Source organism: Candidatus Erwinia haradaeae, assembly GCF_900698925.1.
GTDB lineage: Bacteria > Pseudomonadota > Gammaproteobacteria > Enterobacterales > Enterobacteriaceae > Erwinia_E > Erwinia_E haradaeae_I.
In genome coordinates, this window is the sequence record NZ_LR217713.1 from 78,861 (window position 1) to 100,169 (window position 21,309).

Here is a 21,309-nt window from a genome sequence, read left to right on the forward strand (position 1 = left end):
GATTTGTCTGGGAAAACGAGTGGTTCTTAAGAAAAAAATTGAGTATGGCTATTACCGTAGCAATGGACTGGATATCTTCAGTGATGCAGGAAATTAAATATAATAAAAAGATTACACTGAGTAATCGGTAAGTATTATTGAGTGTGATTAATTACTTTTTATTAATTTATTAGTTTTTTTATTACTTTTATATTTAGCTTCTATGTAAATATTGTCTTGATTGTTGATTTTTTATGAGTTTGATTAATATTCTATGAGGTTTTCATGATTAATAAGATCGGTATCTTAACTAGTGGTGGAGATGCCCCAGGAATGAATGCCGCTATTCGCGGTGTGGTTCGCACTGCCTTAAGTGCAGGTCTTGACATTTTTGGGATTTATGATGGGTATCTAGGATTATATCAAGATAGGATGGTGATTCTTGATCGCTATAGTGTATCAGATATGATTAACCGTGGTGGTACATTTTTAGGTTCTGCTCGTTTTCCAGAATTTTGCTCCAAGGAAGTTCGTAGTGTTGCTATTGAGAATATGAAACAACGTGGTATTGATGCTCTAGTGGTGATTGGTGGTGATGGATCGTATATTGGTGCTAAGTCGTTAACTGAAATGGGGTTTCCTTGTATTACTTTACCAGGAACTATTGATAACGACGTAGCTGGAACAGATTACACTATTGGTTATTTCACTGCGTTGGAAACGGTGGTAGAGGCTATGGATCGTTTACGTGATACATCTTCTTCGCATCAGAGAATTTCAATTGTTGAGGTAATGGGACGCCACTGCGGCGATCTTACCTTAGCCGCTGCAATTGCAGGTGGCTGTGAGTTCATTGTCTTACCAGAAACACTGAATACTCGTGAAGATCTTGTACATGAAATACAAGCTGGAATTGCTAAAGGTAAAAAGCATGCGATTGTAGCAATTACTGAACATCTCTGTGATATAAATATACTAGCAGGATATATTGCACAAGAAACTAAACGCGATACACGTGTGACCGTTTTGGGGCACATTCAGAGAGGTGGAGCTCCAGTAGCTTATGATCGTATACTTGCGTCAAGAATGGGTGTATATGCAACTGAGTTGTTATTAGAAGGTTTTGGTGGGTGTTGTGTAGGTATTCAAAATGAGAAGATGGTACATCATAATATAATTGATGCTATTGAAAATATGAAGCGTCCGTTTAAGCGTGATTGGTTGGAGACTGCTAAAAAATTATATTAAAATTAATCGTACTAATGATCTTCTGTATTGAGCGAGGTGGTTTGGATAGCACTCCATGAGATTTTCTTAGTTAGATATGTGCATTATTTTTAAGAAAGGGGGCGATATTTACAATAACTAGCGTGTCTTGGATATTTATTTTTCTAATTAATAACAGAATTTTAGAATTTCATTTATATTCACAGAATGTAGCCTGTCTTAACAGTAAGAGATTTTTTAGAAGTTTCTCAAGATGGAAAGTAATTTTGATTGCAGATATGGTTTTATAGATATAAGACAGGTAGTAAATATACTTTCTTTTAAAGATACTAATATTTTCTAAGTTACAATTTGTATTATATTATATTTAATAAATAAGGTATTTTGATGCAATTAGCCATGGATCTAAAAAAGATTAGACTAATCACTGTTCATGGAGTCATAACAGGATTATGCATGAGTTAAGGGAAATGGATATGAGATGGAAAGATTAATGTTAGACTTATATTATCTTAGCTAGATCCTTTGCATATATGTTATAAGTTTATAAGATGTGTTGTGGTTTATAAGAAATCAACGATTCAATGTCTCTTGAGTTAATCGGTTTTTCCTGTATAGGAAAATTAGATTATATTCATTTATAGAACAAGAAAAACTATGATAGAAATCTTTAATTATGAATAGAGAGTTAATTAGAATAATTAGAATACACATTCCATAGCTCGTCTTTGGTCATTGTGTTATTCCCTCTCAAGAAGGAGAGGGGTTGAGAGGGTTCTATGATAATTTTAACAAATTTTTTATTAGTACTAAGTATTTTATTTATTTACTTAAAGAAGATTAGATAATAGTGAAGGGTATAAAATAGAATTGTATACTCACACGATCTAAATTTTAGAATATACATTTCTTAAATTCCATCGCCATATTCAAAGCCTGATATTTTTCCACTAAAGCGCTGATCTATCTCCATTAATGGCATGTTTTTATTTGATTTTTTAACAATGCTTGCTGGAACACCCGCAACTGTCGTATGAGGAGGGACTGGTTGTAAGACTACGGATCCGGCTCCTATTTTAGCTCCAGATCCTACTTCGATATTACCAAGAATTTTAGCGCCAGCTCCAATCATAACTCCTTCACGGATTTTTGGGTGACGATTACCGCTTGTTTTACCAGTTCCGCCAAGCGTAACAGATTGGAGAATTGAGACATTATCTTCAATTACTGCTGTTTCGCCTATCACAGTACCGGTGGCGTGATCTAGCATTATCCCCCGTCCAATTTTTGCTGCAGGATGAATATCGACAGAAAATGTGACTGAACTAGCATTTTGCAGATAGATAGCAAGAGATTTGCGATTTTTTCTCCATAACCAGTGGGTAACACGATAGATTTGTAAAGCATGAAATCCCTTTAAATACAGTATTGGTGTAGAATATTTGTCGACAGTTGGATCACGATTCCGCACTGCATAGATATCGTATGCAGCAGAAGTGATCATTGTTGGATCTTCTGCGTAAGCATTTTGAATTATTTCTTGTATGGAGACTTCTGGGATAGAAGCGTTTGAGATTTTATTAGTAAGAATATAGCTCAAGGCATTTTCAAGATGGTTATGTCTTAAAATCATGGCGTGATAAAAGCTGATTAACATTGGCTCACATTCAGCTAGTTTGCGCGCCTCTATTCTGATGTGACGCCAAATGCTATCAGGTTTTATGCATGTCATTACTATGTTCTCCTTACATAAAATTATTGTATTGTTTATGAATCGTGTATTTAATTGTATTTTATTTACTATGATATTCATTTTTTCTTTGTCTGTTTAGTAAACAATATGCAGCTTCTTTGACATTTTTACCATAATATAGAACTTGATAAATTTGTTCTGTAATAGGCATCTCAACGTTGTGGCGCAAAGCCAGCGTTTTTACTTCTTTTGTGGTATGCCATCCTTCAATAAGTTGACCTATTGATTTCATAGCGTATTCCACGCTTTTACCCGTGCCTAACATGGTTCCAAATCGTCGGTTACGTGACTGATTATCTGTGCATGTAAGAACCAAATCACCTAGTCCAGCCATTCCCGTAAAGGTAGAAGGATTAGCATTTAGAGCGGTACCCATGCGACTCATTTCTGCTAATCCACGAGTTATAAGAGCGGTTCGGGTGTTAGAACCAAAGCCAATGCCATCAGAGATGCCAGCTCCAATAGCAATAATATTTTTGATTGCACCACCTAGTTGTACACCGATTAAATCAGTATTTGTATATACTCGCAAGTTTGCGCCGCAATGCAAAATTTGTTGAAGCTCTGAAGCAAAAGAATTATCTGTTGCGGCTAAGGTAATTGCGGTTGGCATACCTTCTGCCATTTCTTTAGCAAAAGTTGGTCCTGATATTACAGCTAAAGGGATTTTATCACCAAGTATCTCATGTGCTACGTCTTGTAGAAGTCTTCCAGTTCCTTTTTCTAATCCTTTGGTAGCCCATGCCAAGCGAGAATCAGAACGAAGATGGGGCCTTATACATCGTAAGACTTCGCCAAAAACATAGCTTGGCACTACTAAGAGAAGATCTCGGCTAGATACTATCGTTTTTTTAAGATCTTTTTCAATGATTAAACTGGGTGGAAAAGGTATATTAGGAAGTATGTTATGATGAAAACGGTTGATTTGTAAACGATCTTGATGAGATTGATTACGTCCCCATAATAGCACTTTATAGCCGTTACGAGCCAAGGTAATCGCTAATGCGGTGCCGTAACAACCAGAGCCGATAATGCCCATAACAGCATTAGAGTTGTGCATCATCTTCCTCAGGTTATTTAGTGTGGTTTGGGTTATGAAGAGATTCTATGAATAGTTTCTCAAAGTTTATTGGCCCAAGATTCAGAGGGGGCAATGTTCCACGTAATATCAAGTTTGCAATACATTCACTTGCATAGGGATGTATAATATTTTGGCAAGATACAGAGAGGGTGTATGCCATGTGATGATCTTCAATGTTCTCTATAAAAAAAATTCCTGCTTGTTGTACTTCACACAGGAATGCAGTGTTGCTACCAATAGTTGCATTTACGGTTATTCGTAGTAAGACCTCATATGTTTTATCAGACAATTGACTTGAGTTCGTTTCAATATTCATTTTAACTTCGGGTTCCCAACTTTGTTGGAATATTTGTGGTGTATGAGGCGCTTCAAAGGAGACATCTTTAGTATAAATGCGTTGAATTTGAAAAGATATTTCAGAAGTGTTTTTTTCTAACATAACATATAACTCTAATAGTTAATACTTCGTTATGAAACTATAACGTAGTGCATACTACGTTATAGCTTGTATGTGTGTAGTTTTTTTAGTTTGGTTTTTATTAGAATAAATTAATGATATTTTTAGTCATAAAAGAACTCACTTTATAATAGTACATTGTGATAGATATCATATAGTACATTTTATCTAGTTACTGCCTGTTTCTTCATTCTTATTGTGTTATTATTCAACTAGTAGTAGAAAGGTGTGTTATTTTAATACATGATGATCTAAGATCTATGCTGTTTTAGTTATTAGTGATTTTCAGTAATTACTTGCAAGAGAGACAGTATTATATTACTTGAAATTCAGATTTAAAACTCTGTTAGCCTTTTGTAATGTTTAAATGCTCATATTGAATTAACTATGTAATAATTTAATATTATGGATATTTTATATAGTGTATTTAGAATAGTTTGTTCTTACTGGAACTGGAAGGAATGCTATTGTTTTACATTTAGTTTGGATTGATTAATTGTGATGTACAATCTCTTTTTGGTCTATTTTTATTTTGATAGAGAAAATTAATTATATTTGGAATATTTATAATTTGATATTTATATCATTAAAAATGATTTGTTTATTTTTTATAGTTTTTAAATGTAATGTATATTAATATAAATATATTTAATTTTAATCTCTTTGAGATCCATTTTTCCTACTTTTGATATATATATAATTTCTTGTTTAAATAGGAATCTGCGTAATATTGCATAGAAATAAAAATCTTAATTTTCTTTGCTTTAAAAGAACGACAAAGATTATTAATGTATTGTTATGGCTTTGACACACATGCATGAGATTTTATTTCTTTTACAGATAAGTTATTATTTTATGCTAATCCCTTTTTTATGAGATATTGATATGGTAAGTCTGTAGTTTTCTTAAATATAAGAATATGTCCCATAAAGTGACAAAAATTAGGTATATCTCGGGTTGTTGATGGATCGTCAGACAGAATGAATAGAATTTTACCGTCTTCTATATTCCGAATAGCTTGGCGAATCATCATGATTGGCTCTGGACAGCGAAATCCTTGAGTATCAATAGTTTTTTGAATAGAGTCATAAAAGTTATACATGGTTTTTTTCTTTAGATTCTTACAAGAATAGATTGTATTGTTTATCGAAAATTGCTTGATTAAATTTAAATGTGGAATTATCGATATATTTTGAATTTCGATCTCATTTTATATTCAAATATCGATTATAAAGAAAATAGTGAATTCATGTTTATATTAAAATTATATCGTGCAAGTATATATTTAAGTTTATGTGATTATGAATTTATATGTACACTGACAATTAGACTAAAAACTATGAATCCCGGGATTTATAGTAATGAGGAAGTAGAATGTCTAGATTACAAGGAATAAAAAATTTATGCTACGTTATACATCTTGGATTGCTTCAATATTAATTTTAATAATTAGCTCCAGCTGCTCTACTATAGATCAAGTGCTATATCGGAACAATCTAAATCAAGGAGACTGCCTAACAACTGCAAGTATTGAAAAAATTCGTATTGGTATGACTAAACAGCAGATTTCGTATTTATTAGGGAGGCCGATGATTCATGATTCATCCCAAAGTAACATTTGGCATTATCTTTGTATAAGGGAATCGAGATATCAGACTATGAATCAACAAGTTCTCAAGTTGACTTTTAATAAAAATGATATTTTGATGTATATGGAGAGTAAGGAATTTAGATTGATTAAAGGAGACAGTGGCAAATAATATTTTATATTTTAATCTGACTTTATTGATTTTTTACCATATCAGATTTTTTTAAAATTTATGTAATATTATTTTTTTATTTTATATGATTTTAGGTGTTCTAGGTTACTAGAGATTTTATATAGATTTTATAAAAATATTTGACTTTTATCCTTATTTTTTAATTCATAATTATGAAGATTATTATCTTATTTCTTTCTCGCGTTAGAGACAAGAAAACGGTAATGAGATGTAATGAGGGGTTTTTACTAAAAAAAATGATATTATAAATTGTAGTCAGAAGATATTTTAAAATTTACTTAAGTTTGAATAATCGAAGCTCATTTATTTTATGACACGAGAGTGACAAGAAGAGATAGGGGCTATATTATAAATATTTTGTATTAGAAAAGGTATAATATAGTGTTTTTCTATAATTCTCATATTAATATATGTTTGATATATGGTTCTTATTTGAACTTGAGAAAACATGTTAAATCAATAATTTATAGTATTGAATTATGATTAGATTTTAAATCTACATTTTATAGCATTAGCGTTTAGCTTCAGGAACATATCTTTTATGATTGAGTAAAATTTATTGTTTATTGTTTAAATATTTTAAAGAATAAACAAAGGGGTATATTATTGAGTCATATACTAGAAAGAAATATTTTTATAAATGAATTATGTATCAATTACACACTAAGATTAGTGGAATGAATAGATGTGCTTATGATTGTGATTTTTTATATAAAAAATTATAGTTTTTGATTTTGATCTAGGAGTTGTCTGTGATGTTTAGAGGCAGTATAGTTGCATTAATTACACCTATGGATAGACGCGGTAAGATTTGCCCTATTAGTTTAAAAAGATTAATTGATTATCATATTAAAAGTGGTACATCAGCTATAGTTATTTCTGGTACGACAGGGGAATCGGCTACTTTAACTGATAAAGAGCGTCACAACGTCATTCTTCTGACTTTAGAGCTAGCAGATAATCGCATTCCAGTGATTGCTGGAACTGGATCTTGTTCAACCTCTAAAGGCGTTATTTTAACTCAAAACCTTGAAAACACTGGTCTATCTGGTTGTCTGACTATAACTCCGTACTATAATTGTCCAACGCAAGAAGGTCTGTACCATCATTTTAGAGAAATTGCTACTAGTACTAATTTACCGCAAATTTTATACAACATTCCTTCTCGCACTGGAACCGATCTACTACCGGTTACTATTCAAAAATTGGCTCAAATTAAAAATATCGTCGGAATTAAAGAAGCTACTGGCGATTTATCAAGAGTAAGTCAATTAAAATCTCTCATTAAATCTGATTTTATTTTACTAAGTGGTCATGATTCTAGTGCGCTAGATTTTATGCAGTTAGGTGGACATGGTGTGGTTTCTGTTACTTCTAATATTGCAGCTTCTGAGATGTTTAATTTGTGTGATTTAGCAAAGAAAAATAAATTTTTACAAGCGCGATCCTTAAATGAGCGCTTATCTTGTCTTTATAAAAAATTATTTATTGAACCCAATCCTATCCCAGTTAAGTGGGCTGCAAAACGATTGGGGTTAATAGAAACTGACATGTTACGACTTCCAATGACGCCTCTAACGCAATCAAGTTGTATGGTGCTTGAGAGAGCACTTCAGACAGCTGGTCTTCTTTAAATTGAAGTTTATATATATTATTACAGAGGATAAAAGTGAATGCTTATTAGTAATAAGTGGTTGATGTTTATATAATTTTTATTTGTTTTTTTCAATAAAAATTTACAATATATTGATATATTTGTAATTAAACTTACAAAAGTGATCTTTTTTTTATAGGTACTTGTTGATAAAGCTAGTATTAGCTAGATAGAATTATGATCTTGATATTGCTATTTCTATTGTTGTTGGATTAGCAATCAAACTATACGAGGAAGTACAAAGCGATAATCGATTGTTCACAAATTAGCATTTTAATGATTATTAAATCACATAATTTTATTTAGTAATAAAACTTAATTTTTCAAAAACCTGTTTTTTATTCCTAAATATAATAATTTTTAAAATTTTTATTTTGGCTCTATTTATAGCACGTATTTAACGATTTTTTTTGAGATTAAATCTCATTTTTCTTTTTTTACACAATGAAAAATAAAAGGACTGTGTTGATCATTATGTTGGTATTCAAGGGTATGGACAAGAAAGTAAGTGGGTTACGAGTATCGTTAGTTTCAGTTTTTAGGAATATAATAATGCTAGCTTACCATATGTGTTAATTTTTTGTGTGAGATGCGGTTTTGGTTGATATTTTAGTTGGACAAGATTTGTAAATAAATATTTATATGAATAGTTTGTTTAGTTTTTTGATTTATTGGATTGAAATTTTTTGTAATTATATTACATTGATCTGATCTGTAGCAGTATAATACTTCTATGATGTATTTTTTTTGCATACATATTATAATAGAATATGACCGTATTGTTACCAGACTTGTTTAAAAATTTGATATACAAGATTGTCTTCATAATGAAGATACTGATAATCACACTATTAACATATAATTTAAATATTTAGTCTAGTTATCAACAGTAATTCATGGTTTGTGAAAAATTGATTTATTTTAGTGGAAGAAGAATTTATCTTTAGGATTTTTTAATCCTAATGTTGTGGCTTAATGATAAGCGTGATTGAGAATTTTACGTATGAGGGGGTTTCTGATTCCAGGATGAAACAGAGGCCTCTTAGAATAGGATAGTTATCATTTGAAAAAGTATTACTTATTTTTAACAAGTAGAAATATTTTGTATTGTATTTATTTAAAGATTTTATTACTTTTTGATAAAAAGGACATTTATAGTTAAAATTAGAATATATTCTTATATAGATGATATTAGAATAATATGAATAGCAAAAGACGGCAGAATAGAATAGATCAATGATATTCATGAATGTTTATTTATTTAAGAAATAGATGATGGGTGGATTGTTTCATGGTAATCTATACATATTATATATGTAAAATGTATGTATAACGTGTAGAGAATTTATGGTGGGTAGTATACATTAGTACATTAGTAAATGAAGTAAATTATTTTTTTAGCAGAATCTGTTAGTGAAATTAAGATCGTGTTATTTAACTGATAGTAAAATAATTTTTTATTTAATCATTTAGGATTATAATTTGATGTTCAGTAATCCTCTTATTTTATTTTTTCAAAATTGTATTTTTACCTTCTTGCGTTGAGAAACAGAATGTTGATTTTTTTATATTGCAGGGATAGGTTTTACCAAAGACCTGAGTTTCTATGCTTTATTATATAAAGTTATCCAGTTTTTGGGTTCTCATGTTTTTAAGATAAGGGCAGAGTAAAGTGATTGATTATCTTAATATTTCTTGCGAATTGAGTTGAGATAGATCTGTATCGTTTTTCTATATGAAGTTCTTTATAGAACGCAATTGTTGATGAGAATGTTTTAGAGGAAATGAAGACGTAATAGAATATTAGCCATTATCATTTTACTTATAGGTCAGTATATATGATACAAAAGAAATGTGAGTTATATCGGGGTAAAGTCAAAACCTTATACAGCACTAATGATCCGGATCTATTGGTGATTAAATTTCGTGATGCAGTCTCTGCACTAGATGGTAAACGTATTGAATATTTTGAACGCAAAGGGTTGATTAACAACAAATTAAATTATTTTATTATGTCAATGTTAGAACAATCTGGCATATCAACGCACGTAGAATCTCTTTATTCTTACAACGAGGTTGTTGTAAAAAATCTAGATATGATTCCTCTAGAATGTGTAATACGTAATCGCTCCGCTGGGTCTTTAGTACAACGCCTGGGCGTAGTAGAAGGACGAGTTCTAGATCCTCCAATTTTTGAGATTTTTTTAAAAAATGATTTGAAGCACGATCCATGGGTGAATGAGTCTCATTGTCAGACTTTAAAGTTGGTAGACATGGATCATCTTGTTTGCATGCGCAGCTTATCTTTTAAGATAAATGATTATCTTTACAGATTTTTTGATGGTTTAGCTTTGATTTTAGTAGATTTTAAATTAGAGTTTGGTCTTTTTGATGGGAAGGTAGTATTAGGTGATGAATTTTCACCTGATAGCGCGCGTCTTTGGGATAGGGATACTCTAAATAAAATGGATAAGGACATCTATAGGTGTGGTTTGCCTGGTTTAATTGATGCGTATGAGGCTCTAGCAGATCGCTTAGGCGTAATATTGGATTAAGATTTTATATAGGCCTCTTTCCTTCTCGTCGATGGTTTTTGTTAGATTTTATTGGTAATTAAAAATTCTATTCGATATTATTTTTTTGATGATGTTACTCGATAGAAATAGAGATCCTCTGTTGTAGTATATTAAAATAATTATAATATTTTCACCTAGAAACATAATAAAAGATTGTTATGCATTTAGATGTATACTGTATTTGTAAGCATTCATGTTAACAATAAGTAAATGGGATGGGGTTAATGAAATAGAAAATATCGTTGAAAAAAAATAATAATGAAATGTAGTGTCATACATTAGTGGTGCCTACTATGATTATGGATTGATCGTTGGGATTCAGAAAGGGGAGTTCTTTGATCTAATAATCAAAATTCGTTAATAATATGTGTTTACATATAGCTACGCATTTCATTGTATATAAAATGAAAAAAGTTTGTTAAATATCTTACGAATGCGTCTTATTAGAATAAGGTGGCATTTGTTCTAGGTGAGTTGTCTTATGGTAATAAAATTTTTCAAGTTATGGATAAGGTGGGTCTGATATCTTATATAACCAGTTTATTCAGGTAATTGACTGAGTGATACTGATTTTTTTTACAATTAGAAATAGATATTAAAGACATATCAAGTTAGTGCGTACAGTTTATTGGTCATTCTATTTTTAATTTTTTCTATTTATTGCTATGTTTCTATTGTTAGCAGGTTTTTTTTAAACCTGACGCAAAGGTATGTATTGTGATATCCGAGAACTTGATTGTAGCAAAATTTGGTGGAACTAGTGTGTCTAACTATATTGCTATGAATAGAAGCGCTGATGTTGTATCATCTAACAGAAACATACGATTAGTAGTACTCTCTGCGTCTTCTGGTGTCACAGATCGACTAATCGCGTTAGCTGAAGGAAAAAAAAAGAATTCTCAAATTGTTATATTGGATGAAATATTCAATATTCAAGATGCAATTATCAAAAAAATGAAAAAACAGAGGGTTCTTTATCATCATATTCAATGTGTTATGAGAAACATTGTTAGTCTTTCTGAATCGGCAGAAAGAAATCCATCTCTAGAGTTAACTGATGAGTTAATGAGTTATGGTGAAATAATGTCTACTCTTCTATTTGTTGAGATTTTGCGTCAGCGTCATGTAATGGCAGAGTGGTTTGATGTACGTAGAGTAATGCGTACCAATTCTCGTTTTGGTTGCGCTGAACCACATATTCCAGATTTATTAGGGTTAGTGAATCATCATTTAAAGCCGCGCATTAAAGAATCATTAATTGTTACACAGGGATTTATTGGCCAAGAAAAACATGGGAGAACTACCACACTTGGTCGCGGAGGAAGTGATTATACCGCGTCTATTCTTGGTGAAGCGCTTCATGCGCATAGTATTAATATTTGGACAGATGTTTCAGGTATTTATACTACTGATCCGCGTTTAGTGCCTTCTGCAAAACGTATTGACAAAATGACGTTTGAAGAAGCTTCTGTTATGGCTACTTTTGGTGCTAAAGTATTGCATCCATCGACATTATTACCTGCATTGCGTAGTGACATGTCAGTATTTGTAGGATCTAGTAAAAACCCTATGGATGGTGGGACTATAGTTTGTAATAAGATGCATAATCTTCCTGTTTTTCGCGCCATCACTTTGCGTCGTCAACAGATTTTATTAACGTTACGCAGTAGAAATATTTTATGTAATTCTCTTTATATTGATAAAGTATTTAAGATTTTGGCATGTCATAGTTTTTCGTTAGATCTCATGATGTTGTCTGATGCATGCTTTCTATTGACGCTAGATTCTACTCGTAAAAATTTTTTCCAAAATAGTGTATTAACTCAATCATTATTAGATGATTTGTCTTTTGTATGCGACGTAGAAATAGAAGATAATCTGGCATTGGTGGTCATCATTGGTAATCAAATTTCTGGATGTTATCATATTCGTCAAGCGGTATTTAGTTTATTAAATTTATTCAATATTCGATTGATGTGTTATAGATTTAGTAGATCCACGTTATGTTATTTAGTGCATGGACACGAAGCTGAACAAATTATTCAGATATTACATCGCAAGATTTTTGAAGAGAAAACTGAATGGGGTTTATATCTAGATAAAACACAATATTCTGTAGGATAGAATGAGATTGTATTATAATTTTATTATTAATATAGTATATAATATATTTAATATAAATACAAGGTTTTATTTGAAATAGAGAGTCATATATTTTAAATATTATTTTGTATGTTTCTTGTAAAAAGGTTTTTATAAATTTTTTTAGATGTTATGATAACACATTCTATATTACATGTATTTTATATTTGATATTCTATAACAGAGTATATCATGAAATACTGTTCTTCTATGAAATATGTTGGTGATTTATTCATGCTATTCTTAGCTATTAGTCATGTATTTTTCATTGTTAATCATTTAATATGTAGTAATAGGTATTTTTTTAAAAAGTATGGGATACAAAATTATATCAATCATTTTGATAGTTGACAGAATAGTGTTCTATTATCGCAGAATTTATTTCTGTTAAAGGCATGATTAGATATTATGAAATATAAAAATATTTGGTTTTTCATATTGTATTCTAATAACTAAAGCTCTCATTGAGTTTTTATGAAATATTTATATACTTTAATGTTTATAAAAATAATATTTTTTAAAAAATTTTTGATATTCTGAAGAAATGATAATTCGTAAGAGATATGTCATTATAAATAATTTTCATTATAATTTATATAATTTAATATGATCAGATAAGTAGTATTTTATCTCATAAATTAATTTTTAATTTTATATAAAGTTTTCATGTTTTTTTATATTTAATATGTAAAAAATATATAAAAGATAAGTGATTAGATGGTATTGTTTTTAAAAAAATATGTTTTGTATATTATATATTCTAATTATCTATTATAATAGTATTGATAGATCCCTAGATACCAATTAAGGAAGTATGATTGTTGTAATTCATATTAATTATTTTGGTATATCAAAAAATTTCTATGACATGAGTTCGCGATAAGAAGGCGAGTGTTGATATATAATGTATACATTATAACGGTAATAAAGTTATGCAGCAATCTATAACGGAATTTACTTATAATTGGTCTTTTTGTGTTTTTATTTTTTCTTCTATTTTTTTGTGTTTTATAATGCTCCTTGTATCTTGGTTTTTAGGTAGCACTTTGCGAGGAAGGTACACCAACACTCCTTTTGAGTCTGGTATTGCTTCAGTTCGGGGCAGAAAGTTGCGTGTATCAGCAAAATTTTATTTAGTTGCTATGTTTTTTGTTATTTTTGATGTTGAAGCTCTATATCTTTATGCATGGTCAGTTTCTATTCGTGAAAGTGGTTGGATTGGTTTTATTGAAGCTAGTCTTTTTATTTTAGTATTAATTATTAGTTTATTTTATCTTATTCGAAACAGAGCATTAGATTGGTCTCCTACCTCCCGAAATGTGAAAATTGTATATACTACTATTTCGCACGTTAAGAAAAAACATAATGTAAAGGTTAAAAATGGACTATATTTTGACTCGTCCCAACCCACAGAAAGAAAATGATTCTCATCCACTTCAAACACAGGATACTGTATGTGATCCCTTAGATAAATATGTTCATAAAAATGTATATTTTGGAAAATTAGAGCACGCTATACATAACCTTGTTAATTGGGGCCGTAAAAACTCTCTTTGGCCATTTAATTTTGGTTTATCATGTTGTTATGTTGAGATGACTACTGCATTTACGTCTGTACATGATATATCTAGATTTGGTTCAGAAGTCATTCGCTCTTCTCCTCGTCAGGCAGACTTTATGGTAGTTGCAGGAACTTGTTTTATAAAGATGGCTCCGGTTATACAGCGTCTTTATGATCAAATGTTGGCGCCTAAATGGGTTATTTCTATGGGGGCATGTGCTAATTCGGGTGGGATGTATGACATATATTCAGTAGTGCAAGGTGTGGATAAATTTCTTCCAGTAGATATATATATACCAGGGTGTCCACCTCGGCCAGAGGCCTATATGCAGGCTCTTTTACTTCTACAAGAAACAATCAAACAAGAACGACGGCCATTAGCATCTATTATTAATGATCAGGGTGTTTATCGTGCAAACCTTGAATCTGAGCGAGATAGGAAAAATGAAGAACGTATTTCTGTATCTACTTTAAGACAGATAGATGAGATTTGAAATATTGAGTAATTATTCTATAAAGACTGATGAGGTAAGAATTATATTCTTATATTGCTCTTACTACGCAAGATTTATATTGTGTGAGCGATATACAATGATTTTAGTTAGATGAGTAATAATGGTGAGCAAGTTATGATTGATTTAACCACGACAAACTCTATAAATACACCATGTCAGGAAGATAATCATAAGCATGACCATATAATTAGCAAGTTGTATAACCGATTTGGTAAACATGCTTTTAGTATACAAGTCACACGCATGGATTTAGTTGTGATGTGGGTGAAAAAAGCACAGCTTATTGAAATTATTACGTTCTTGCATGCGTTAGTTACACCATACATTATGTTATATGATTTACATGGAATGGATGAGCGTCACAGAGTTACTCGTTATGGACTACCCAAAGCAGATTTTTCTATTTTTTATCACTTTATTTTTATTGAAAATAATTATGATCTTATGATCAAAGTTGCATTATTAGAAAATTCTTTAAGTGTACCAACTATTAGCCATATCTTTTCTAATGCAAATTGGTATGAGAGAGAAACTTGGGAGATGTTTGGTATTGACATTATAGGTCATCCGCATTTAACAAGATTAATTATGCCGCATTACTGGCAAGGATATCCCCTCCGAAAAGATTATCCAGCGCGTGCTACTGAGTTTGATCCTTTTCAGCTGACAAAAGATAAAGAAGATTTAGCCATGGAGTCCCTGACGTTTAAACCAGAGGATTGGGGGTTTAGATCTTCTCGTATAAATGAAGATTTTATGTTTCTTAATCTTGGTCCCAATCATCCTTCAGTACACGGAGCTTTTCGTATTATTCTACAGCTTGATGGTGAGGAGATTGTCGATTGTGTTCCAGATATTGGTTACCATCATCGCGGTGCTGAAAAAATGGGTGAGAGACAGTCATGGCATAGCTACATTCCTTATACTGATCGCATTGAATATCTAGGTGGCTGTGTTAATGAATTACCATATGTGCTAGCAGTAGAAAGGTTAGCTGGTATTACCGTACCAGAGCGTGCTGAGGTCATTCGCGTGATGTTATCTGAGCTTTTTCGTATTAACAGTCATTTATTATATATTTCTACATTTATGCAAGATGTTGGTGCGATGTCGCCAGTTTTTTTGGCATTTACTGATCGTCAAAAAATTTATGATTTGATAGAAGCTATTACCGGTTCTCGTATGCATCCCTCTTGGTTTCGTATTGGTGGTGTGGCTCAGGACTTGCCGCGTGGTTGGGAGAATTTATTACGTAAACTATTAAATTGGTTACCTAAACGCTTAAAAATGTATTCAACATCTACTTTAAAAAATTCTATTTTGATAGGTAGAGCGAAAGGTGTGGCCGCATACAATTTGGCGGAGGCTCTAAAGTGGGGTGTTACGGGATCGGGTTTACGTGCAACAGGTTTGGATTTTGATGTCCGCAAATGGCGCCCTTATTCGGGTTATGAAAAGTTTGATTTTGAAGTTCCTATTGGTGGTGGAATTAGTTGTTCTTATACACGTGTCATGCTGAAAGTAGAAGAGATTTATCAGAGTATTCGTATATTAGAACAGTGTTTGAATAATATGCCAGAAGGTGCATTTAAATCTAATCATCCATTAACAACACCACCATCTAAAGAGAGAACTTTAGAGCATATTGAAACTTTAATAACTCACTTCTTACAGGTTTCGTGGGGTCCGGTAATTCCTGCCAATGAGTCTTTTCAGATGATTGAAGCCACTAAAGGGGTAAATAGCTATTATCTAACAAGTGATGGTAATACGATGAGCTATCGCACGCGCATACGGACTCCCAGTTTTCCACATCTTCAGCAGATTCCTTCGGTAATTAATGGAGGAATGGTATCTGATCTTATAGTTTATCTTGGAAGTATTGATTTTGTCATGTCAGACGTGGACCGATAAAAATGCATGGAGAAAGAATTCCAATTAAAACAATGTATGAGAGTAATGATTCTGAACTGACTTCCATAGAGTATGATTCTATCATGCAGGAATTGAGTCATTATGAAGAAGCTCGCGCAGTTTCAATTCAGGCGCTTAGTATTGTACAGAAACATCGTGGATGGGTGTCTGATTCTTTAATTAAATCTATTGCGGTGGTATTAGGTATTCCAGCTAGTGATTTAGATGGAGTTGCAACATTTTATAGTAATATTTACCGAACTCCAGTTGGTCGTTATGTTATTCGATATTGTGACAGCGTAGTATGCTACATGACAGGTTACCAGAGTATAAAGAGAACGTTAGAATCGTATCTGTCTATATATTCAGGAGAAACAACTGAAGATAATCGTTTTACTCTTTTACCAACTTGTTGTCTTGGAAATTGTGACAAAGGACCAACAATTATGATTAATAATGACACTTATATTCACATGACACCAGAAAATATTTTGCAAGTGCTGGAGAAGTACCTATGAGGAAGATAAGGCGTACCTCTGAAACACATCCTTTAACTTGGCGATTAAGGGAAGATCATCAACCGGTGTTCATCAAGGAGTATCGTAAATATCATGGTTATAGTGGTGCGGAAATTGCTTTGCGCACTATGACGCCTGATGAAGTTGTCCAGATAGTAAAAGAGTCTGGGTTGAAAGGACGAGGGGGTGGAGGGTTTCCTACTGGTTTTAAGTGGGCTTTAATGCCTAAAGATGTGTCGATGGATGTGAGGTATTTATTATGTAATGCGGATGAAATGGAGCCAGGTACTTATAAAGATCGTTTATTAATGGAGCAATTACCACATCAGCTAATTGAAGGTATGTTAATTAGTGCTTTTGCTTTACAAGCAAGGCGTAGTTATATATTTTTACGAGGTGAATATATCGAGGCAGAAATTAATTTACAACGAGCAATTAAGGAAGCTGTGGAAGCGGGATTATTAGGAAAAAATATTTTTGGTAGTGGTTTTAACTTAGAGATTGTAGTTCATATGGGTGCAGGTCGTTATATTTGCGGTGAGGAAACGGCATTAATTAATTCCTTAGAAGGACGTCGCGCTAATCCACGCTCTAAACCACCGTTTCCCGCTTTAGTAGGCGCTTGGGGAAAGCCAACTTGTGTAAATAATGTTGAAACGTTATCGAATATTCCTGCAATTTTATCTAATGGTGTTGCTTGGTATAAAGGGATATCAAATAGTAGTATGGATGCAGGTACTAAAATGATGGGATTTTCTGGTCGAGTAAAAACACCTGGTGTATGGGAGTTACCATTTGGTATTACTGCGCGAGAAGTTTTTGAAAAGTATGCCGGTGGTATGCAGACTGGTTTAAAGCTTAAGGCGTGGCAACCGGGTGGCGCTAGCACTGATTTTTTAATTGAAAAGCATCTAGATTTACCAATGGAATTTTCTAGCATTAGTCAAGCTGGTAGTCGCTTAGGAACAGCTCTTGCTATGGCAGTAGATCATGAAATTAATATGGTATCGTTAGTCCTGAATTTAGAAGAGTTTTTTTCTCGCGAATCTTGTGGATGGTGCACACCTTGTAGGGATGGTCTTCCCTGGAGTGTTAAAATTTTACGATCTTTGGAGGCTAAAGAGGGTCGGCATGGAGATATTGAAATTTTATTACAACTTTGTCGTGATCTCGGACCAGGTAAAACATTTTGCGCTCATGCACCTGGAGCGGTGGAGCCGCTTCAGAGTGCGATTAAGTATTTTCGAGAAGAATTTGACTCTGGTATAAGACCACAATAAATATACAGAATGCGCTTACTTATATCATAAGAGACATATATCTTAAATTTGTCTTAATTGAAGAGGGCGTTGTAAAAAAATAATGCGTTTATTCAGATTAGCTTAAAAGAAGCAGGTGTCTTATGTCTACAATTTATGTAGATGGAAAAGAATATGAAGTCAATAGTTCAGATAATTTGCTGAGCGTCTGTTTATCTCTTGGATTTAATATTCCTTATTTTTGTTGGCATCCGGCGCTAGGTAGTGTTGGTGCTTGTAGACAATGTGCAATTAAGAAGTATCAAAGTGTTACGGATACCCGCGGTCAGTTGGTAATGTCCTGCATGACCCCTGCTGATAATGGGATATTGCTTTCTATTAATGATTACGAAGCAGAAGCCTTTCGAAAAAGCATGATAGAATTATTTATGATTAATCATCCACATGATTGTCCAGTGTGTGAAGAGGGCGGGCACTGTCATTTGCAAGATATGACAGTTATGACTGGTCATAGTTTACGTCGTTATCGGTTTACCAAACGTACTCATTATAATCAGAACTTAGGTCCATTCATTTCTCATGAAATGAACCGTTGTATTTCTTGTTATCGTTGTGTACGATATTATAATGATTATGCTGATGGTCATGATCTAGGTGTATATGGCACTCATGATAATGTATATTTTGGTCGCATTAGTGATGGTACATTAGAGAGTGAATTTTCAGGCAATTTAGTAGAAATTTGTCCCACTGGGGTATTTACTGATAAGACGCATTCTAAGCGTTATAATCGTAAATGGGATATGCAGTTTGCACCTAGTGTTTGCCAACAGTGCAGTATCGGTTGTAATATTAATCTCGGCGAGCGTTACGGTGAGATTCGTCGTATTGAAAATTGTTATCATGGTATGATTAATCAGTATTTTCTTTGCGACTTAGGTCGATTTGGTTATGGATATATTAATCTCAAAGATCGGCCATATTCAGCAATCCAGAATAGTGGTACTAATGTGATTGCATTAAACAAGCACAAGGCGGTTCAAGTAGCTTCTAATATGTTACGTGAAGCGAAAAAAGTGATTGGTATTGGTTCAGTACGTGCAAGTATAGAAAGCAATTTTGCGTTATTTTCTTTAGTTGGTAAGGATAATTTTTCTTCTGGGATGCAAGAAGGAGAGCATTCTTGTTTAAATTTAATACTGAAAATTTTACATAATAGCGGGGTTTATATTCCATCATTACGTGAGATTGAAAGTTATGATGCAATTCTTGTTTTGGGTGAGGATATAACCCAGACTAGTGCGCGGATGGCGTTATCGTTACGCCAAGCAGTGAAAGGAAAAGCTCGTGATCTTGCTTTCAAGCGTAATATAGCAGAATGGCATAGTGCTGCAATCGGTAATATTGGTTTAGGTTCTCGATATCCTCTTTTTTTAACTAATATTGATGCTACTCGATTAGATGATATTGCAGCATGGAGTTATTATGCACCGGTAGAAGATCAGGCTCGACTTGGATTTGCTATTGCTCATAGATTAGATTCCAATGCTCCGTCAGTTCAGGGCTTTGATCAAAACTTATCTAATTATGTTGATATGATCGCTCGGACCCTTCTGAGTTCTAAAAAACCGTTAATTATTTCTGGTAGCCATTCTGGGAGTATAGAGATTATTCAGGCAGCAGCTAATGTAGCTAAAGCATTAAGTGTGCGCTTGTCTAACGTTGGAATAAGTTTAGTCACGTCGGCAGTGAATAGTTTAGGTGTAGGTTTGATTGGCGGTTATTCATTAAATCAGGCGTTAGAGAAGATAGGATCTGGTGAGTCAGATACAGTTATTATTTTAGAAAATGATTTGTATCGTCATGCTCCAAAACATATTATTGATAATGCATTAAGCAATGCACGCTCTGTTATTGCGTTAGATCACCAGCATACTTTAACAACTGATAGAGCTGGTCTAGTTTTTTCTAGTGCCAGTTTTGCAGAAAGTGATGGAACAGTAGTAAATCAGGAGGGTCGGGCTCAGCGTTTTTTTCAGGTATATGATCCATCGTATTATAATGATAAAATTGAGGTTTTAGCTAGTTGGCGTTGGATTGGTTTGATCAAATCTGCGATGAAAAAATCGGATATAGAGTGGCATAATTTAGATGATATCATTGATGATTGCGTTTCGGTCTTACCATGTTTATCTAAAATAAAAAAAGCTGCACCAAATTCTAATTTTCGTATTTTTGGTCAAAAGTTATCACGTTCACCTCATCGATGTAGTGGGCGAACTGCAATGCGTGCGGATATTAGTGTTCATGAGCCACGTCAACCACAGGATCTAGATACTATGTTTGCTTTTTCCATGGAAGGAAATAATCAACCAGATTCATCTCGATCACATATTCCATTTGCTTGGTCTCCAGGATGGAATTCCCCGCAAGCTTGGAATAAATTTCAAGAACAAGTAGGTGGGCATCTTCGTCATGGTGATCCGGGTGAGCTTCTTATTAGAAGCAAGAAGATCACATTAGACTGGTTTACGAATATTCCTAAAGGATTTATGAAACCAGATAAGGGTTGGCGTATAGCTCCTTACTTTCATTTATTTGGCAGTGATGAGATGACTCAGAAATCTCCAGTTATTCAGAAACGTATGCTTAAGCCTTACTTGATGATGAATCTTAAGGATGCGGAGATGCTTCAAGTTAATGAAGGTACCTTGATAGAATTTACTTGTTACGGAGAAACAAGGTGTTTACCTTTGCGTTTATCAAGTCAATTGCAGCTTGGGCAAGTAGGTTTGCCTTTAGGTTTTCCAGGTATTGGAGTTTTTTTATGTGGGGCAGATATTTATAATTTGCGTCGGGTGTTCTAATGAGCTGGTTAACTAGATAAGTGAT

Annotated in this window: 15 protein-coding genes; 11 read left to right on the top strand and 4 right to left on the bottom strand. The window is 32.9% G+C overall.

The features are described 5' to 3' along the window. Positions 1–264 precede the first annotated feature (264 nt). On the top strand, positions 265–1,227 hold the full coding sequence (gene pfkA / locus HACICURV3402_RS00240; protein WP_157992382.1) for a 6-phosphofructokinase: 963 nt from the start codon (positions 265–267) through the stop codon (positions 1,225–1,227). Between the two features lie 889 nt (positions 1,228–2,116). Here pfkA and cysE read toward each other — a convergent pair. From cysE to tusA, 4 genes are all read right to left on the bottom strand, one after another. Next, the gene (cysE, locus tag HACICURV3402_RS00245; RefSeq protein WP_157992383.1) at positions 2,117–2,938 is read right to left on the bottom strand and encodes a serine O-acetyltransferase; all 822 of its coding nucleotides are present in this window, start codon (positions 2,936–2,938) and stop codon (positions 2,117–2,119) included. A gap of 61 nt (positions 2,939–2,999) precedes the next feature. After that, positions 3,000–4,019, bottom strand: coding sequence for an NAD(P)H-dependent glycerol-3-phosphate dehydrogenase (gene gpsA, locus HACICURV3402_RS00250; RefSeq protein WP_157992384.1), 1,020 nt, complete (start codon positions 4,017–4,019; stop codon positions 3,000–3,002). 13 nt (positions 4,020–4,032) lie between these two features. Continuing rightward, positions 4,033–4,479: a protein-export chaperone SecB gene (gene secB / locus HACICURV3402_RS00255; protein ID WP_157992385.1), complete on the bottom strand. Its 447-nt coding sequence runs from the start codon at positions 4,477–4,479 to the stop codon at positions 4,033–4,035. 871 nt (positions 4,480–5,350) lie between these two features. Then, positions 5,351–5,599 (bottom strand): sulfurtransferase TusA, encoded by a 249-nt coding sequence (tusA, locus tag HACICURV3402_RS00260; RefSeq protein WP_157992386.1) that lies wholly within the window; start codon positions 5,597–5,599, stop codon positions 5,351–5,353. Between the two features lie 301 nt (positions 5,600–5,900). On the opposite strand from tusA, the gene bamE reads away from it, so the two are divergent. The 10 genes from bamE (at position 5,901) to nuoG (ending at position 21,284) form a co-directional block, all read left to right on the top strand. Then, complete coding sequence (bamE, locus tag HACICURV3402_RS00265; RefSeq protein ID WP_157992387.1) at positions 5,901–6,257, top strand: outer membrane protein assembly factor BamE; 357 nt, start codon at positions 5,901–5,903, stop codon at positions 6,255–6,257. A 776-nt stretch (positions 6,258–7,033) separates the two neighbouring features. Next, positions 7,034–7,912 carry a 4-hydroxy-tetrahydrodipicolinate synthase gene (gene dapA, locus HACICURV3402_RS00270; protein WP_157992388.1) on the top strand — a complete coding sequence of 293 codons (879 nt, stop codon included), beginning with the start codon at positions 7,034–7,036 and terminating at the stop codon, positions 7,910–7,912. 1,861 nt (positions 7,913–9,773) lie between these two features. Continuing rightward, positions 9,774–10,487: a phosphoribosylaminoimidazolesuccinocarboxamide synthase gene (gene purC / locus HACICURV3402_RS00275; protein ID WP_157992877.1), complete on the top strand. Its 714-nt coding sequence runs from the start codon at positions 9,774–9,776 to the stop codon at positions 10,485–10,487. A 741-nt stretch (positions 10,488–11,228) separates the two neighbouring features. After that, entirely contained in the window at positions 11,229–12,632 is a 1,404-nt protein-coding gene (lysC, locus tag HACICURV3402_RS00280; RefSeq protein WP_157992878.1) for a lysine-sensitive aspartokinase 3, read from the top strand. Between the two features lie 950 nt (positions 12,633–13,582). Beyond that, positions 13,583–14,074, top strand: coding sequence for an NADH-quinone oxidoreductase subunit A (gene ndhC / locus HACICURV3402_RS00285; protein WP_157992389.1), 492 nt, complete (start codon positions 13,583–13,585; stop codon positions 14,072–14,074). Further along, on the top strand, positions 14,031–14,705 hold the full coding sequence (locus HACICURV3402_RS00290) for a NuoB/complex I 20 kDa subunit family protein (protein WP_157992390.1): 675 nt from the start codon (positions 14,031–14,033) through the stop codon (positions 14,703–14,705). The genes ndhC and HACICURV3402_RS00290 overlap by 44 nt, the downstream gene beginning before the upstream one ends. 135 nt (positions 14,706–14,840) lie before the next feature. Continuing rightward, on the top strand, positions 14,841–16,640 hold the full coding sequence (nuoC, locus tag HACICURV3402_RS00295; RefSeq protein ID WP_157992879.1) for an NADH-quinone oxidoreductase subunit C/D: 1,800 nt from the start codon (positions 14,841–14,843) through the stop codon (positions 16,638–16,640). A 2-nt stretch (positions 16,641–16,642) separates the two neighbouring features. Next, entirely contained in the window at positions 16,643–17,158 is a 516-nt protein-coding gene (gene nuoE, locus HACICURV3402_RS00300; RefSeq protein ID WP_157992391.1) for an NADH-quinone oxidoreductase subunit NuoE, read from the top strand. After that, complete coding sequence (gene nuoF, locus HACICURV3402_RS00305; protein WP_157992392.1) at positions 17,155–18,438, top strand: NADH-quinone oxidoreductase subunit NuoF; 1,284 nt, start codon at positions 17,155–17,157, stop codon at positions 18,436–18,438. Before nuoE ends, nuoF begins: the two co-directional genes overlap by 4 nt. A 122-nt stretch (positions 18,439–18,560) precedes the next feature. Continuing rightward, entirely contained in the window at positions 18,561–21,284 is a 2,724-nt protein-coding gene (nuoG, locus tag HACICURV3402_RS00310) for an NADH-quinone oxidoreductase subunit NuoG (RefSeq protein WP_157992393.1), read from the top strand. Positions 21,285–21,309 lie beyond the last annotated feature (25 nt).